This is a genomic window from Clostridium grantii DSM 8605, from assembly GCF_900129965.1.
Taxonomy (GTDB): domain Bacteria; phylum Bacillota; class Clostridia; order Clostridiales; family Clostridiaceae; genus Clostridium_AF; species Clostridium_AF grantii.
This window is the reverse complement of sequence record NZ_FQXM01000019.1, coordinates 14,183-31,578: the sequence shown is the minus strand read 5'-3', so window position 1 is coordinate 31,578 and position 17,396 is coordinate 14,183. Positions and strand designations below refer to the sequence as shown.

22 protein-coding genes and 1 pseudogene are annotated in these 17,396 nt (G+C 28.3%); 3 read left to right on the top strand and 20 right to left on the bottom strand.

The window, feature by feature from the left end:
* Positions 1-14: 14 nt before the first annotated feature.
* The 9 genes and pseudogenes from BUB83_RS14940 to BUB83_RS14905 all read right to left on the bottom strand — a co-directional run bounded on the left by BUB83_RS14940 (position 15) and on the right by BUB83_RS14905 (position 7,010).
* Complete coding sequence (locus tag BUB83_RS14940) at positions 15-569, bottom strand: hypothetical protein (protein ID WP_073339327.1); 555 nt, start codon at positions 567-569, stop codon at positions 15-17.
* Between the two features lie 168 nt (positions 570-737).
* Positions 738-934 (bottom strand): annotated as a pseudogene (locus BUB83_RS23075) (avidin-fold protein).
* Positions 924-1,154 (bottom strand): hypothetical protein, encoded by a 231-nt coding sequence (locus BUB83_RS14935; RefSeq protein ID WP_073339325.1) that lies wholly within the window; start codon positions 1,152-1,154, stop codon positions 924-926. The pseudogene BUB83_RS23075 and the gene BUB83_RS14935 overlap by 11 nt, the downstream one beginning before the upstream one ends.
* 350 nt (positions 1,155-1,504) lie before the next feature.
* Positions 1,505-2,797 carry a PocR ligand-binding domain-containing protein gene (locus BUB83_RS14925; protein ID WP_073339321.1) on the bottom strand — a complete coding sequence of 431 codons (1,293 nt, stop codon included), beginning with the start codon at positions 2,795-2,797 and terminating at the stop codon, positions 1,505-1,507.
* Between the two features lie 207 nt (positions 2,798-3,004).
* A complete protein-coding gene (locus BUB83_RS21680; protein WP_143160562.1) occupies positions 3,005-3,211 on the bottom strand; it encodes a hypothetical protein in 207 nt (68 codons plus the stop codon).
* A 1-nt stretch (position 3,212) separates the two neighbouring features.
* Entirely contained in the window at positions 3,213-4,424 is a 1,212-nt protein-coding gene (locus BUB83_RS14920) for a MalY/PatB family protein (RefSeq protein WP_073339320.1), read from the bottom strand.
* Between the two features lie 299 nt (positions 4,425-4,723).
* Positions 4,724-4,963 (bottom strand): AbrB/MazE/SpoVT family DNA-binding domain-containing protein, encoded by a 240-nt coding sequence (locus tag BUB83_RS14915; protein ID WP_073339318.1) that lies wholly within the window; start codon positions 4,961-4,963, stop codon positions 4,724-4,726.
* Positions 4,964-5,099: 136 nt separating this feature from the next.
* Positions 5,100-5,510 carry a hypothetical protein gene (locus BUB83_RS14910; RefSeq protein ID WP_073339316.1) on the bottom strand — a complete coding sequence of 137 codons (411 nt, stop codon included), beginning with the start codon at positions 5,508-5,510 and terminating at the stop codon, positions 5,100-5,102.
* 120 nt (positions 5,511-5,630) lie between these two features.
* On the bottom strand, positions 5,631-7,010 hold the full coding sequence (locus BUB83_RS14905) for a tryptophanase (RefSeq protein ID WP_073339314.1): 1,380 nt from the start codon (positions 7,008-7,010) through the stop codon (positions 5,631-5,633).
* A gap of 223 nt (positions 7,011-7,233) precedes the next feature.
* Here BUB83_RS14905 and BUB83_RS14900 point away from each other — a divergent pair, with 223 nt between their 5' ends.
* A complete protein-coding gene (locus BUB83_RS14900; protein WP_073339312.1) occupies positions 7,234-8,565 on the top strand; it encodes a helix-turn-helix domain-containing protein in 1,332 nt (443 codons plus the stop codon).
* Positions 8,566-8,710: 145 nt separating this feature from the next.
* Here the strand turns inward: BUB83_RS14900 and BUB83_RS14895 are convergent, their stop codons facing one another.
* From BUB83_RS14895 to BUB83_RS14855, 9 genes are all read right to left on the bottom strand, one after another.
* Entirely contained in the window at positions 8,711-9,460 is a 750-nt protein-coding gene (locus BUB83_RS14895; RefSeq protein ID WP_073339310.1) for a hypothetical protein, read from the bottom strand.
* A gap of 189 nt (positions 9,461-9,649) precedes the next feature.
* A complete protein-coding gene (locus tag BUB83_RS14890) occupies positions 9,650-9,793 on the bottom strand; it encodes an NUDIX hydrolase (protein ID WP_242950690.1) in 144 nt (47 codons plus the stop codon).
* 21 nt (positions 9,794-9,814) lie between these two features.
* Positions 9,815-10,447 (bottom strand): DUF6485 family protein, encoded by a 633-nt coding sequence (locus tag BUB83_RS22235; protein WP_207649338.1) that lies wholly within the window; start codon positions 10,445-10,447, stop codon positions 9,815-9,817.
* Positions 10,448-10,474: 27 nt separating this feature from the next.
* Complete coding sequence (locus tag BUB83_RS14880) at positions 10,475-10,756, bottom strand: toxin-antitoxin system YwqK family antitoxin (RefSeq protein ID WP_084133592.1); 282 nt, start codon at positions 10,754-10,756, stop codon at positions 10,475-10,477.
* A gap of 58 nt (positions 10,757-10,814) precedes the next feature.
* Complete coding sequence (locus BUB83_RS14875) at positions 10,815-11,003, bottom strand: hypothetical protein (RefSeq protein ID WP_073339308.1); 189 nt, start codon at positions 11,001-11,003, stop codon at positions 10,815-10,817.
* Positions 11,004-11,200: 197 nt separating this feature from the next.
* Positions 11,201-11,770: an HD domain-containing protein gene (locus tag BUB83_RS14870; protein WP_073339307.1), complete on the bottom strand. Its 570-nt coding sequence runs from the start codon at positions 11,768-11,770 to the stop codon at positions 11,201-11,203.
* Positions 11,771-11,827: 57 nt separating this feature from the next.
* Positions 11,828-12,394, bottom strand: coding sequence for a flavodoxin family protein (locus BUB83_RS14865; RefSeq protein ID WP_073339305.1), 567 nt, complete (start codon positions 12,392-12,394; stop codon positions 11,828-11,830).
* A 56-nt stretch (positions 12,395-12,450) separates the two neighbouring features.
* The gene (locus BUB83_RS14860; protein WP_073339303.1) at positions 12,451-12,966 is read right to left on the bottom strand and encodes a GNAT family N-acetyltransferase; all 516 of its coding nucleotides are present in this window, start codon (positions 12,964-12,966) and stop codon (positions 12,451-12,453) included.
* A gap of 18 nt (positions 12,967-12,984) precedes the next feature.
* Complete coding sequence (locus BUB83_RS14855) at positions 12,985-13,725, bottom strand: CPBP family intramembrane glutamic endopeptidase (RefSeq protein ID WP_073339301.1); 741 nt, start codon at positions 13,723-13,725, stop codon at positions 12,985-12,987.
* A gap of 219 nt (positions 13,726-13,944) precedes the next feature.
* On the opposite strand from BUB83_RS14855, the gene BUB83_RS14850 reads away from it, so the two are divergent.
* Both BUB83_RS14850 and BUB83_RS14845 read left to right on the top strand, forming a co-directional pair.
* A complete protein-coding gene (locus BUB83_RS14850; protein WP_073339299.1) occupies positions 13,945-14,283 on the top strand; it encodes a PadR family transcriptional regulator in 339 nt (112 codons plus the stop codon).
* The gene (locus BUB83_RS14845) at positions 14,276-15,631 is read left to right on the top strand and encodes an FtsW/RodA/SpoVE family cell cycle protein (RefSeq protein ID WP_073339298.1); all 1,356 of its coding nucleotides are present in this window, start codon (positions 14,276-14,278) and stop codon (positions 15,629-15,631) included. Before BUB83_RS14850 ends, BUB83_RS14845 begins: the two co-directional genes overlap by 8 nt.
* A 153-nt stretch (positions 15,632-15,784) precedes the next feature.
* On the opposite strand, the gene lplA is transcribed toward BUB83_RS14845, so the two are convergent.
* A complete protein-coding gene (gene lplA, locus BUB83_RS14840; RefSeq protein WP_073339297.1) occupies positions 15,785-16,789 on the bottom strand; it encodes a lipoate--protein ligase in 1,005 nt (334 codons plus the stop codon).
* Between the two features lie 129 nt (positions 16,790-16,918).
* Positions 16,919-17,359, bottom strand: coding sequence for a hypothetical protein (locus BUB83_RS14835; protein ID WP_073339295.1), 441 nt, complete (start codon positions 17,357-17,359; stop codon positions 16,919-16,921).
* Positions 17,360-17,396: the final 37 nt, after the last annotated feature.

The window sequence follows — 17,396 nt, the reverse complement described above, 5'->3', positions numbered from 1 at the left end:
AAAAGCCTCCTATTCTATAAAGTTTTTCTAGCAAAAATAAATATAACTATCAATCCTATGAATATATATATATATCCCTCTAATGAATATTTCTTCCCTTTGAATTTATTTAATTCAATTTTGATATGCCTAAGTAAGTTCAAACGAATTTTTTTATCAATCATTTTTAAATTGATTACTATACTTGAGAAATTACAATCTATATTGATTTTCCCTTTATATCTGCCTGATAAAATTAGTTCATTTTTTTCTTGTGCTATTTTTACACCTTTAAAAGTTAAATATTCTCTAATAATCTCAATAATCTGTTCACTATTCACGTTGCAGATTATATATTTGTTTTTTTCATTTAAAATCATGTATATAATAAAAAATAAACCACTAATTATTAATATAGCTATACTTATTCTACCTTCAACGATACTTGAAGTTATGAAACCCGCCCAAAGAACAAATAGCCAATATATTCGTTCAATAAGTTTTGGAATTACAAACTTCTTTCCTGAAAGAATAATAACCCCATATATTATTAAAATTACAGCACTCACTTCTATAATTAAAGCCCCCATATTTTTTCTTCCTTTCGTTTTTAATAGTACAATTTCTAGTTTAGAAAAAGAGCTACTAACAATTCTGCAGCAAGTAAAAATTCTTTACACCTAGAGACCGTTACATCTACTCGACCATAGTTATCCTGTGCCCCATGATAGTGTGTGAGAAATTAGTATATTTTAGAGTTATATAATAACTTCTTCAATAACTGACTCCCCTTTTGAAAAATCACCTGATGTCCATTCCCACTTTTCATTCAATCTTATTCTGCCCAAACTATATCATCTTCTTGAAAATAATAAAAAGTTGTTTCACCATTTACTTCTGCATTGTTACTAGTAGCTGCAGCTTTAAATATTTTTCCATTATAATTAATCTTCATCGTAGTCGCTCCCTTTATTTATATTTTTAATTTCTCTTAATATAAGCCTTGTACAAATAATTAAGGTAGCAAATATAAGCCCTGCTCCAATATAAATTGGTCTTAAGTTGTCATCTCCACCTGGAATTAATAATGGTAAATACTCACTCATCATTAAGCTAACAAATAAAAAACCCAGATAAGAGACAAACCAAATCACTGCTTCAATAATTTTTGACATTATTTACTCCTCCTCTTTAATTCACTTTAGAATATGAGTTATAAATACAATTGAGATACCTATAATAATACCAATATCTCCTGGAATACTTTTATCTCCTTTGTTCTTTTTAAGCAATGAGAGACTTTCTCCTATTATAAAAAGAAATAATGCTATGCCTATAGATATTTTACTAAATAAAGAACTAAAGGTAACATCAGTAACAAGTAATATAGATATTAATATTTGTTTTAATATCTATATTTTAGTATAATTAAACTATTATTACAATAAATATTCATTGTAACCTTTGAAATAATGTATAATTTAGGATTAAAGTGTAATAGTTCTACTTTATCTTAATTTCATAATCAAATAGATTTTCCCGCCATAGTTCTAAATTTTCCTGGTGATATTCCTTGGATTTTTTTAAAAACTTTTGAGTAGTAACTTTGATCTTCAAAGCCAACCATATTAGGAACATCTATTAAAGGGATTTGTGTATCTATAAGTAGTTTCTTACTTTTTTCCACTCTTAGATTTTGAAGATAATTTTTAAATGTAGTTTTCATTTCATCTTTAAAAATCTTTGAAAAATATGTTGGACTCAAATGAACATAGTTAGATATTTCTTCTAAAGTGATTTTTCTTCTATAATTTCTTTTTATATAATCTAAAGATTTATATATGACGTCTATATGTCTAATTTCATTCATATTAAACACTAAATTAGAAAATTTAATGGTTATTTTATAAAGCCAGTCCGTCAAATCCTCAACATTAGTGAAGGAATTTACTTGATGAATATATTTATAATTTAGTCCAAAAATTTCTTCACTATTTCCTCCCCCTTCTAGAGAAGCTCTTGAAAGTAGTATTATAAGTTCAAGAATTCTGATTTTCATTTTCTCTAGACTTCCCCCTGTAATAAATAAAATAGATCCTAATATTTCATTCAAGATACTATTAGCAGCTGTAACATCTTTTGATTTTACACATTGAATTAATTCCTTTTCTTTTTCTATTGGATAGTTTATTTTAATTTTCTCTTGTTTATCCAAACTTTTTATATATTGAACGTATTCTGAAATATCTGATTGCTGTTTCTCTTTAAGTTGTTTATTAATATATCTAAAATGATGAATATCAGAGATATGGCTTGAAGTCACAAAAAGCATTTCACTCATACTATTAACCTTTTGTGGGTCAATAATATCAATAACCTTTAAATTATTCATTACGTAATCAACATCATTTTTATTAATTAAAAATTTCTTTACTATATCTTCTAAAAGAATTTTATCAGGTACTGTCATTAATATAGGGCCAGCAATTACTGCTCCTTCCATAATACCATTGATAGTTATAGGGGAAACCCAATTCACAAAACCAATAGGACAAAAGAATATGTATTTTCCCTCGAATCTTTCCGCTTGATAAGCACCATATAAACGTGATTGTTTACAAAAACAATTATTTGGCATGGTAGCTTTGATATAACTGCAAATAGCGCAATTTTGAGTTAAATTTGTTTCAAAAACAACATTTCCTTCTAAATCAATTATTGTAGAATCTACCCCGGTGGATTGGCTATAATTTTGTACAATTTTTTCTGCATAAACCAAATCGAATTTTACATCATATAAGCTATTATTTGTATTCAACTAATCATATCCTTTCAATTTATTTGTATCTAAAATTTTTCTATACTCCAATAATAATTTACTATATAAATTTATCAAATAATATAATTTACATTAAAGATAGTAAAAAAGTACAAAAAATAGTGATTTTTTTATATAACCAACCTAAGTAATATTCTATTATTATTATAAAGAGAAATGAAAATAGCTGATTGGGGACAGGAATTATTATATTTCAAAGATGATGCTGCATGCCCTAACTATAACAATAGATTTATAAAAAGTGTAGAAGATTATAGAAAAATATGGAGATAAAACTACTTTAATTGCTTGTTTAAATCCTGGTTGGCTTGGTAGTGCTACATCAAATGAAGTAGTAAAAGAAAGAAAAAAGCTATCATCATGCACATGGCATATGATAGCTTTAAAATTCATTTTAGCTTTCCGTTTCAAGAATATTTTTTATATACTCAGTTTCCAAAGTCTCTTTTAATCTTACCAAACCTTCCATCATTACCTTTGTTGGGCATGCTATATTCATACGCTCATAAGCATTTCCTTCTTCACCAAATACATATCCTTCATCGAAGAATACAAAAGCTTCCTCATGCAGTAGTTTTTCAAGCTGATTTTTATCCAAACCAAGACCATTGAAATCCATCCATTGTAAGTAAGTCCCTTCAAGATCGAACACCTTAATTTTCGGAATGTTTTCTTCAATGTATCTTTTAAGTTCTAAGTGGTTGTGATAAATTAAGTTTATTAGATCATCTAGCCACTCTTCACATTCTCTATATGCAATCTCACATGCTTTAAATCCTAAAATGTTAAGAGTAAAAAAACCCTCAGATTCAACCTCTTTACTATATCCATGTCTAAGTTTTTTATTTGGTATTATGATATTTGAAGTTTGCATTCCTGCTAAGTTAAATGTTTTACTTGGAGAAGTACATACTATCATTATATTTGCTAATTCCTCTGAAATTGAAGCAAATACTGTATGTTTATATCCTGGCATAATAAGGTCAAAATGTATTTCGTCAGAAATAATTAAAACATCATTTCTTAAACAAATTTCGCCTATTTTTTCTAATTCTTCTTTACTCCATACTCTTCCAGTAGGATTATGAGGGCTACAAAATAATAATATTTTATTATTTGGATCTTGTGCTTTCTTTTCCAAATCTTCGTAGTCAATTAAATAGGTAGAACCATCATTTATTAATGGGTTTTTAACTAGCTTTCTATGATTTTTTTCTATAGCAAAATAGAAAGGATAATAAACTGGAGTCATAATTATAATCCCATCTCCAGGATTTGAAAATGCCTTGATTGCTGAGAAAAAAGCACCTACTACACCCGGTGAACCAATAATCCATTCAGGATTTATTTCCCAATTATGTTTTTTTTTCATCCAGTCACATACAGCTTCCAAATAACCTTCCGTAGCCTTTGTGTATCCTAAAATAGTAGAATCAATATATTTTTTTAAACCCTCTACTATTTCCGGTGGATTTTTCAGTTCCATATCTGCAACAGAAAAAGGAACTATACCTTCTGGTACATTAGGATTCCAGTCTTTCATTTGCTCCCATTTTGCTGAGCCAGTATTTCTTCTATTAATAACCGTTTCAAAATCATATTTCATATTGTACCTCCTAATAATTCACAAATTTCAATAGCATGAATTGTAATTTCTACATGTTTTATATAATTAAGCTATATTATATCATTTAATCAATGATTAATCATCCATGTTTATTGCCAATATCTTTTTATATTTTACCGCTTTTATTATCTATTATTACTTGGGTAAAAAAGCCTTAATTTCTATGCATAATAAAGGGTACCGACATAAGGCGGAACTATAAAAATTTTAGACTTACTAAAATAAAATAACTGATCTCACTAAGAAGATCAGTCATTTTACATAGCAACTACATTCAATTATTCTTTGATTTTTTCAAGACAATTTTTACAAATATTCTTACCTTTAAAATTTGTGATGTCTTTAGCATCTCCACAGAAAATGCAAGAAGGGTTGTATTTCATAAGTATGATTTGATCCCCCTCAACATAAATTCCTAAAGAATCTTTGATTTCAATATCTAATGTTCTCCTCAACTCTATAGGTATTACAATTCTACCTAATTCGTCAACTTTTCTTACTATTCCTGTTGATTTCATTTATTCTATCCCCTTATTACCGTATTTTTAATTTTTAACTACAAATATATATTACCATAAACACTATAATAAGTCAATTAATTACAAAATATTTCTACAGAAAAATATCTATATTATATATTTAAGTAAGTGCTTTTCAGCTTTTTTCACATTGTAACCCATATCTCATAAATCGAACATAATCTTCAAGATTTTTAGCAACTTTCTCTTTTTCATATTCAGATGAAAATTCTTGCTTGTTAAAAGCATCTTCTATCATAACAATAAGAATGTCTGTAGAGTCACCACCAAGTGCTTTTAACGCAACTTCATAGATTGGATTTGACTTTTCTTTAGAAAACATTTGACTTAACTTAAAATATTTAGGATGTTTATCTGCAAAACCAAAACCTAGTCTGGCTTGATATAGAAATTTATCTGTTAATGCCATTACTGCTTCAATATTTTTTTGGTTCTTTGAGTACTTACTTGAAGATACACTTTTGCTGTTCTCATCAAAGTATTGTCCTGTTATACCTTTCACCTTTAAACTAGTAGCAAGATACACATATTTTTCAGCCATCTTCTGAGGTGTTGTGGAAAAAGTATATTTTTTCACTGGATTAATGGAATTGAATTACATTTTTAAACTGAAAAAAGAACCCTAGTTAAAGGATTCTTTTACCAATTAAAGTATAGGTTTTAGTTTTGAAGTAAAGTGTCTTAACACCTTAGGTTGCCAAGTAATTTCATAACCATTAACCTCTGCTGCTCTACTCTTAATCTCTACAAGTGCCTCTACCACTACATCTAAGTGAGCTTGAGTATAAACTCTTCTAGGGATTGCAAGCCTACAGAATTCATTTAGAGATTCAAGTTGTTCTCCAGTTTCTGCATCTACCCCTAACATATATGACCCAATATCACAAGCTCTTATTCCGGCTTCTTTATATAGTTCAATTGTAAGTGCTTGACCGGGAAATTGATGAAATGAGATGTGAGGTAATAATGCTTTTGCATCTAAAAATATAGCATGTCCTCCGGCTGGATATTGGAATGGGATTCCCGCTTCTCTTAATTTATCTCCCAAATACTCTATTTGTCCAATTCTATATTTTAAGAAATCATAATTTATCCCTTCTTTTAATCCAATAGCTAAAGCTTCCAAATCTCTGCCCGCAAGTCCTCCATAGGTTACAAAGCCTTCATAGGCAATAGTTAATTCCTTTACTCCTTGATATAAATCCTCATCATCTTTTATACAAACAAGTCCCCCCATATTTACGATAGCATCTTTTTTAGCACTCATAGTAAGTGCATCTGCATAACTAAAGGTTTCTTTTGTAATGTCTTTAATTGATTTTTCTTTATAATCTTCTTCTCTAGTTTTTATAAAATAAGCATTTTCAGCAAATCTAGCTGCATCGATAACTAATTTTAAATTGTATTTTTTACATAAAGCACTGGCATCTTTGATATTTTGCATAGAAACTGGTTGTCCCCCAGCGCTATTATTTGTAATTGTCATAACTATCACAGCTATATTTTCTACGCCAACTTTATTAATATAAGCTTCTGTTTTCTCAATATCTAAATTTCCTTTAAAATCATAGTAATTTTCTGTATCTGCTGCTTGCTCACATACAAAATTAATAGGTTTTCCTCCGCTTAATTCCACATGAGCTCTAGTTGTATCAAAGAACATATTAGAAATGGCATGTTGTCCTTGCTTTATTAATAAAGGAAACAAAACTTTTTCAGCAGCTCTTCCTTGATGAACTGGTTGAACATATCTATATCCAAATATATCTTGAGCATTCTCAACTAAATGTGCATATCCTCTTGCACCAGCATAGGATTCATCCCCTATCATTATGCCTGCCCACTGCGAATCACTCATTGCACCTGTTCCACTATCTGTTAATAAATCAATATAAATATCATCAGATTTTAAAGCGAATACATTATAATTAGCTTCTTCTAAGTAATTTATTCTTTCTTCCATTGTGGTCATCTTAATTGGCTCTACCATCTTAATCTTAAAAGGTTCTGCAACATATTTTTTCATGATTTATATCCCCCTATATTTTAAAAATCGATTTTTTTCTCTAAACTTACTTCATTAATCATAATATAATTTTATCACTTAAGGATAATTGCTGTATATTGTCTTTAATTTGTCTTTAATTAAGAATATTATTAGTATATAATTGAATTATTGTAGGGGCGGGTTTCTATGCACGTCCTTGTATATGCAATAAACCAATTACATTTAAAATTGGAGGTCTCCCATGTATTTAAAATTGGCACTTGTCGGTCACAAAAGAAGAATTAAATTGATTAATGAAATTGTTAAAACATATTTCAAAGAAATTGAAACCATAGATATAGAATTTGAATCCCTAGCTCAAAGTGAGAGCATAAAATCCATTATCAAAAATCAAGAACAATATTTAGATGGAATATTATTTACTGGTAAAGCTCCCTACCAGATTATTAATAGTAAAATGATACCTTCAATACCTTGGGACTATCTACACAATGATGAAAGTCAACTTCTACGAGCAATATTAGAAGCTACTCTCATACATAAATATAAGGTTTCTAAAATTAGTATTGATTCTTATGAAAAAGAAAAGATATTAAAGATTTTTAATCAGATAGGAATAAATAATAACAATGTTGATGCTTTTATTTGGGAGGAAACTGAATATGATGAGAAATTTCTTGAGAAATTAGAGCTATTTCATAGCCAAAATTATTATAATCAAAGGGTTTCTTGTTGCTTTACTGGCTTTTCAGCTGTATATGAGAGTTTAATTAAAAAGAATATTCCTTGTATTAGCTTAGATCCAACCTTAGATACAATTGTTAATATACTCACCAATTTTGAATTAAAGCAGGAAGCATTAATAAATAAGAAAAGTCAACTGGTTATTTTATCCATAGAGATTGATTTGCCAAATGAATACTCATTAATCAATGAAAATGAATATGAGACCATGTTGGAAAAAGTGAAGGTTACTAAGGAAATTTATTTGTTCGCTCAAAAAATCCAATCCACTCTAACTGAAGTTGGTGATAAAGGATATCTGCTTTTTTGTACAAAAAGTATCCTTGAAACAGAAACTAACAATATTGATAACTTTGATCTATTAGCCACTATTGCAAGAAATACCTGTAGCACCATAAGCGTTGGCATTGGCTATGGAATTACCGCTAGAGAAGCAAAATATAATGCAACTATAGGTATGAAAAAAGCTCAGAAAAAAGGAGGTAATAAAGCTTTCGTAGTGTATGGCGAAAATAATATTATTGAACCCATATCCCCTACTATTATTCATCCACCTGAAAAGGAACCTTTTATTGATAACACTTTTCATAATATTGCTGTAGAAACAGGTTTAAGCATTAACACGATTTTTAAACTTCACTGTATCTCAAATGAAAATACAAATGAAAGTTTCACCTCTATGGAGCTTGCTAAAAGTTTTGGCATTACCCCTAGAAGCATGAATAGAATCATAGATAGATTAGAAAGACATAATTACATCAAAATAGTAGGTAAAAAAGTACTAGGCAAATCAGGTCGACCTAGTAGAATTATTAAATTATTGTTCTGATAATTTTTTTAACAAGACATAACAAGACAAAATCCCCGATAAAAATCGCGATAAAAATCGGGGACGGTTCAGTAATTATTTGAATTTTTATCTTTAATAACATTCAGATAAATTCTCATCAATTCTCCATTTTGGTGGTTTTCCATTATCTTCCCAATATTCTTTTCACATTTTCAGCATATTCCTCATTATAATCTTTATCTTCAAATTTGCTTAAATTTGTAAAATCTATATTTTTTCTAACACCAATTTGTAATAATTTTTCATCTATATGTTCTATAGATAGTTCGTACGCATCATTATCGCTATCTATACTTGCTGAAATTAGATTGATAATTTTCCCATCCTTTAACTCAATTTTATAGTACAAATTGTGATCTTTATCTTTTGAAATCCCCGTATAAATTTCACTCACATCAGAGTAATCATATACTTTTCCAGATAAGTTTAAAATATTATGTACTATTATTTTATCCTCTGTTATCACATTAAAAGTTCTATAACCATAAAATAATCCTAATATAGATATTAGTATAAATGTAAAAACTATTTGATTTTTATATCTAAATTCAATTACCTTTGGTTTTTCAGTTTCACTATTCACTATATTAACCAATTCTTTTTCATTCTTAGTATCTGTTTGATTCTTCTTCCCAATTCTCCATGAAAATATTCTTATTAATAAAATCAAAAGCCAAATATATATAATCACTATTGCTATGCCAAAACTTATAGATGGTGTTGAATATATAACGTAATCTTCATACCCTGATAAAAGATTGCTTGTTATTGCAAAAAAGGCCATTGGAACTATAGCCATAATAACTATTAACATTAATGCTAGAATAAATTTACCTATACCTTTCAAAAATAAAATTATATAATTTGTTTTCATGAAAAATTACTCCTTATAAATAAGAACCAGGGACGGTTCAGTATTTATTTATTTATTTTATTGGCTATGTTTTAAGATAATGTTGATAATAATATAGGACAGCCTCCTGTATAAAGGTTGTCTTATTGTTGCGTACTTTAAGAAAATCCAATACCTTTCTATGTAAAAATGGTTGAATCAAAGGATATGTTAAATCATTAGAGGAATTTCCCACGTCTGCCTGTTTTTATGCCTTGCATAAATCCATTTTCCATTAAACTTTGCCATTATCACAGCAAATAATAATTTTTTATCTTCAACTGTATTTAAATCATAAAAATTTACTTTAATCATTCATACCCCTTACTTTGTTAATTATAATTGCTTTTCCATTAATATATAATCAGTTCCACCTTTTTCAAAGATTTTAGTGGTTTCTATTAATCCAAATTTCTTGTAAAAACTAGTTTTGTTTCTTCTTGCATTACAACAAATAGTTTTAGCCCCTTGAATTTTTGCTTCATTTATTACATGTTTTAATAATTTACTTCCATATCCCTTACTTTGATACTCTTCCATTGTAGCAAATTTTCTAAATTGAGCTTTTTCATTATCAATAAAAAGCGAAATTACAGAAACTAATTGATTTTCATGAAAAATACCATAATGTATACCAAAGTCATCATCCTTTAATTTTACATAATCTAATTCTTTGTTAGGCCACATTACTTTATGCCTTATTTCCCATGTTTCTTCTTTACTTATCTTTTCTACTATCATTTCATTTGTTTTTCCATGCTTTACAAAAAAGTCCCCAAATCCCTTATAAGTAAAATCTTTAGTTTCACTTATATCATCATGAATTGCTTTAAAAAAACAGGAAGGAATTTCCCCTTCTTTAAGGCATTTTTTGATGCATAAATCACATCCCAAAGAATGATTATGAGGATTAAATTTACAATCAAGGTCTGTACATGTACAAAAGTGTGTTTTATTCAATTTACCCATTCCTCCTAAAAACAAATAATTCTTATTTCATTTTGATTTAATTAATTTTCCTTCTTTAAATACCTCCTTATACTCCTGTTGATTATCTTTATTAAACCTTATCCATACACCATGTTTCTTGTGGTTATGAAGATTTCCTATTTGCCATAATTGTCCATTCTCCCTGAAAAATTTCCATTCACCGTTCATTTGCTCATTTTCAAAAGGTCCCTCTGCTTTTAATTTCCCATTTTTATAATAGTAGGTAAGTTTATTTTCATAATATGTGTAAACATCTTGACCATTTGCGTATTTCTTTTTTTCTAACATACAATCTCCTTTCTAACATTAAGTAAGAACATTATGTTTTTACTTATTTGAAAAACATTTATTTATCTTTTGAAATAGCCTTAATCACCATTCTAATTACACCAACAATAATAACTACCACTGCAATAACATAAAAATAAAATCCAACATCTTGTGAAATCTTTGATATTACTATAACTGATATTAATGCAATAATACCGCCTATGTAAGGTAACAATACTTTTTTATTAACATTTTCTTTCTTCATAAATGATTTCTCTCCTTTGCAATAGTATTTTCAATAGCATTTTAATTAACTAATTCTTACAAATTTTTATCACCTATAATTTGAGATTTTTCAAAGCACAGCCTTTAATTAATATATAATAATTTATAGTTTAATCTTTCTTTTTTATAAAATAGTCATCATATTCAAAAAGTTTCTCATTGATTTATTCTAAATAACTAATCTTCATTCTTTTTAGCTATTTTTTCTGTGGTTCTTTGATCTATTTCTTTCTTAAGCTCTCTTAAATAAGATGAGAATTCTACCTTGTCCGCACCATAAGTAAACTGTAGGTCATATTCTAGCGGAATCCAAGTGCTAATATCCGCCTCGTTATGCTGAATCACTGCTTCTAAATTATCTAATGCTTTGTAAAGCTTCGCTTCATTAGTTTTAAGTTCATTCATTTCCTTTAATAGCTCTGTGAATTCCTCACGATAATGAGTAGGGAAAGTTGCAATCCATTGGAAAAATATCTTATCCTCTTTTTCACTGTCTTCTTCTCGCTTCTCAAAAGTAGGAATATCACCAGTAAAGGCTTCTCCTAAATCATGAATCAAACACATACGAATTACCTTATCCATATCAATCTCTGGAAATTCATCACGCATTAACAATGCCATTAATGCTATACGCCAGCTGTGTTCTGCTACGCTTTCATGACGTCCACTGGATGTCCATGAGTGCCTAGTATTACATTTTAGTTTTTCTGCTACTGTTAATATTTCTAAAAATGTTGCTGTATTCATATAAAGTTCACCCTCACAAATTCTTCATAAATATCTTTCATCATTATAATTCACCCTTTATAATTCACCATTGCATCTGATTTTTTCCATAATACTTTTTTTGATTTTTTTATTTTCTTCTACTGGAATATCCTTAGTATTATAATACTCAATTACATCAACTATTTTTACTTCTAGATCAGAAAGTGATTTAACCATACCTTCTACTGTATATCCCATAGATTCTTTTGTTTTTCCTTTACAAACACCTAGAATTATTGCTCTTTTGTCTTCTGTCAAGCGACTCTTACAACCATCTTCGTAATCATTCAAACAAAAAGTTCTATCTAATAAAGCTTTAATTTGAGCCGTCATGTTATAATTGTAGGATGGGGAAGAAAAAATATAGCCATCCACAACTTTCATTTTATCAATAATTGAAGAAACATTATCATTAATCCTACAAATCCCAGTGCTTATACAGTACTCACACCCATTACAAGATGAAATCTTTTCACTATCCAAAATATATTTTTCAACATCAATGCCTTTCTCGTTTAATCCACTTATTATATAATCTGTTAGTAGTTCTGTATTTCCACCTTTTCTAGAACTACCCACTACCGCTATCCATTTTTGTCTCAAATTAAATCCTCCTATAAGGCAAATACAAACTTTTATACAATTAAAGTTTTATACAATTAAAGCTGAATCCAGTAACGTTGAATCAATTCACCATCTTCTAGAACCTCATTTTCAAGTACTCCACCATTTTTAATAATTGTTTTAGCGGAAGCTAAATTATCTTTATCACATACAATTAAAACTTTATCAATTCCCAATTCCTTTGCAATGGGTAGAGACATAGCTAACATTTTTGATGCATATCCTTTTTTTCTCTCAGATGGACAAATTCCGTAACCAATATGTCCACCAAAGTTAAATAAATAGTCATTTAAACTGTGTCTAATATTAACTGCTCCTATAATTTTTTTATTATCTAGCACTAAAAAATAAGTATGTGCAGAAACCCATTGAGATGGACAAGTATCCTTATTTTCAATTTTATATGTATAATCCAGCCATTCTTCATAATTCATATCCAATAACCTGGCCGCATATGGTGTGATTTCTTCTTTATTATCTTCCCATTCCTTGATAAAATCTTTATGTAGTTTTTCTATTTTTACTGTAGGTCTTACTAATGTTAAGTTCATTTTTTTCCTCCTTAATGATTACATAAATATGGCATAACTAAAATCCATAAGTGTATGTGCTATAATTGTTGAAGTTAAGTTGTTATATCTAGTGTATAAATAAACTAGATATATATGAATAATGAAAGTAATAAATAAATGAGCACAGTCATACATCAAGAACTCTACCAAATTCATATGAGCTACCATCATTTGAAAAGGTATATGTATTGCAGCAAACAATACTCCAACAACAATTATACCTATCCATTTTCCTTTTATAAGCTCAAAAATACGAGTTTGAATAAATCCTCTAAAAACTACTTCCTCAACAAATGCTATACATATTAGAAAGTATAAAAAAATATAAATAAAATCTAATATATTTGTGTTAATGTTTTTTCCAGCTTGTAGTGCTCCATTAATATTAAGTAGTGAGAAAGGTATAGCCCCAACTATCCCTATTAATAAAGATTTAAAAAGATTTCTGCAACTTAAACCTATGGTTTCTAACCTTTGATTTCTTACTTTAAGTATAATAAAAATTGGAGCAACACTTATAACCGTTATAGGTAAGTAGAATATAATCCTAGCCAAGTAATTATTAGTAAATAACTTACCTACCTCTTTATATATACTTGTGTTAAAGCAAATCAGTCCGAATCCAATTAATAGTATAATATAGTACCCAAAATAAAGTAAACTAATTATCCCATCATTTTTCTTTAATTCATCAATCGTATTTCTAGTAAATTGAACCTTAAATTTATTTATGCTCATAACTTTTAGCCCCCTTAACTAATTCTATAATTTCTCAGTTTTTATTAAATCAATTATAACATAATTTCCAACAATTCATTATAGTTATATTCTTTTGACTTGCTTGTGATGATACAAAAATAATTCATAGGAAACATAAAAAATCTTACTTGACAAAACCCAAAAATATAATTAAACTTATACATAGATAATATATGTATAGATAAAGGAGGTATAAGTATGCAAATTGATAAATCCCTTATTAAAGGCAGCACCACCATGTTAGTTCTGAGTTTACTAAATACTAGTGAAATGTACGGATACCAAATGACAAAAGAATTAGAATTACGTTCTGACAATACTTTCACACTGAAAGAAGGAACTCTTTACCCAATTCTTCACTCTTTAGAAAGTGATGAAATGATAGAATCTTATTGGGAAGAAACCTCTTCTGTAAGAAAGCGTAAATACTATAGAATAACAACAAATGGGAAAAAATATTTAGAAAACAAGCAGAAAGAATGGCAATTCTACATTAATAAAGTAAATAAAGTTATAGGAGGTCCTTGCATTGAATAAATATGTTTCTGAATTTCTAGAAAAAGTATGCACAGAAGTTAAATATAAAAAAATCCACCCTGAACTATCTAGAGAACTACAGGGACATATTGATGAGTTAATAAGTGAGTATATAGACAAGGGTATGAGCGAAGAAGAAGCTTCCACAAAAGCTGTTAAACAAATGGGGGACCCTTTTGAGATTGGAAAAGAATTAAATAACACCCATAAACCTAAAGCTGAATGGTCTATTATAGCTTTAATTATTGCTATGATTTCCATAGGTGGAATTACTTTTTTCTCCTTTTATAACTCCAATTATATTTATACATCACTTGGAAATTATATAGCTTATTTATCACTAAGTATTATACTTTTCACAGCCTGCTATTTATTTGATTACACTAAAATCGAAAAATACTCATTACATATATTTATATTAACTTTAATAAGCTTTGTATTTTTATTATTTAGTCCAATATTTACTGTAAGAGTTAATGGTGTTCCTTTTTTACAAATAGGTCCATTTACTGTTTCACTTCCTACTATTGTAATACCATTACTTCTTGTTTCATTTGCTGGACTTTTAAATAAATGGGCTACAGGTTCCATAAAGGATATGTCAAAACTAATAGCATTGGCTTTACTAAGCATTTTACTTTTTACAATCATTCCATCGGCTGCAAATATTATAATATTAAGTTGCAGCTACATGGTAATGCTTTCAGTTGCTATTAAAGGTAAAAACTTTAAGAGAAATAGCAAAAAATCACTTATATATTTTTGGGGTAGTACACTAACTTTAATTCTTTTATCTGCCTTTAGTTTTATTGTTTTTTCACCATATCGCGTTCTTAGATTGTTAACCTTTTTTGATCCCTACTCAAATCCTAACGGTGCAGGTTATCAATATGTTGTTTTGAATAAACTGATTTCATCTTCAAAACTTTTTGGAAGTAGTAATAATTTATATATAAGATATAATGGAACTAATCAATTAGCTTTACAAGATTTACATACAGAACTTGTCTTTACTTATATAGTTTCAGCTTTTGGTTATATCGCTGGATCAGTTGTGTTAATTATATTTACATTGACAATTATTCGAATGTTCTTAGCAACTAAAAAAATCTATTCTTACTATGGAAAGTACTTAGCTTCTTCCATAGTAACTGTGTTTTCAGTTCAAGTAATCACAAATATTCTTATGAATCTAGGGATACTCCCTATAGTAGGGATTAGTTTGCCCTTTATCTCTTATGGTGGTTCAAATTTTATGACTAATATGATTTTATTAGGATTGTTACTTAATGTTTATCGTAGAAAAGATTTAGTTGGATTATTATTTCCTGTACAAAAGAAGCTATAATGAATTATTCCGGATTAAAAGAAAAAAGGCTTGTAATCTATATTAGATTACAAGCCTTTTTTTACACTACTATATTACCGTAGAAATACACATAATAGCGCAAATTAGGAATTCAAAAAATTTATTTCACTACATAAATTTTATTGTTGAATTTTATAATTTCTTCTCCATTATCCATTTTTGAATTTCCATTATAATGTCATTATCATACTTTTCTTTTAATGTTTCCAATTTATTTATAATATCTTCATTTGTAAATTTTATTCCATGCAATGATTTTTTTATATCTAAAACCAAACTTGAATCCATGGCATCAGAATATACTACTACTTCATTCACATATGAATTTTTTAAATTCAGAAGAAGTTCAATATCACCAAAATGAAATCTTTTATAAAATTCTATTTGGAATTTTGGAGTTTGTCCATATCTCCATTCCCAAGAAGAATATTTTTCGTAGATATTGTTAATTTCATTTATATCTGTATCAGCATTTTTTTCAATTCTTTCACTTATATTACAATCATAAATTTCTGTAAAACTTTCCTCTAAAGCATCACTGAGCTTTTCAATAGTTAACATGGGATTTATATCTTTAAGGTTTATAACTCTTGATTTTACAGATTTAATTCCTTTAGATTGAATTTTTTCTTTGCTAACTTTAAGATACTTCGCTAATTTTGTCATATCTGCGGAAACTAACAATGTGCCATGATGATAACATCTATCACCATCATAATAAAATGCATTTCCCGAAAATTTCTTTTCATCTGTTACTATATCATTTCTTCCTGAAAATTCCGACTTTATCCCAAGCTTATTTACAGCATTAATTATAACTTGTAATTGTCTATCTATACTAAAGAAATTCTTTTTCATAATAAATGTAAAATTTAGATTTCCTAAGTCATGATAAACCGCTCCCCCACCGGAGAGCCTTCTTGCAAGTTTACCTCCATCCTTTTCTAACTCATTATATCTACATTCTCTCCAAGGATTTTGATTTCTTCCAATTACAACAGTATTTTTGTTTTGCCATAAATATAAAAGTATTTCATTATCACTCACTTCATAAAAAAGCTTTTCTTCTAGAGCTAAATTATACCATGGGTCATAGCTCAATGATTTTATAATTTTTAATTTAAAATTATTTTGCAAAATTCAACACCTCTTCTTTTGAAAATAAGCTATATAAGCAAACTTTAAGTAAATTTAATATAATTTTATATTATTTTATAGAATAAATCAAACTAAAACCTACCATCTTAAGTATGGTAGGTTTTAAAATTATTTTGCCATTGATTCATTTGAATATACTGCATTAGCAGTAGCTTGCATTGGATCGGATTCTGCAATTGCTCCTGTAGATGAAATACTGACTTTGTTACCTACTTGAAAATCTCTTGAGATATTTGCAATTCCCAAAGAAGAATCAGGAGATTCATTTTCAAAAAAGTTTGTTTCCTCTGTTATTGTTACCCATACCTGTCCTTTAACATTGTCTGTAGTACTATCAATTAATAGAGCCAAGTCTCCATCATTTCTTACCTCTAAGACTTCTCCAATTATATCTGGTGCTAATAAAGATGCTCCCATCCCTGGATTATTGCCGTTATTTCCATTGTTATCCATAGGTAAACCTTGATCGTTACTTCTTGTTCCGCAACTAGTTAACATAAACATACCCAATACTATAATTATTATAGTTAATATGTTGTTTTTTTTCATTTGTATCTCCTCCTTATTATCCGAATTTTCTTATATA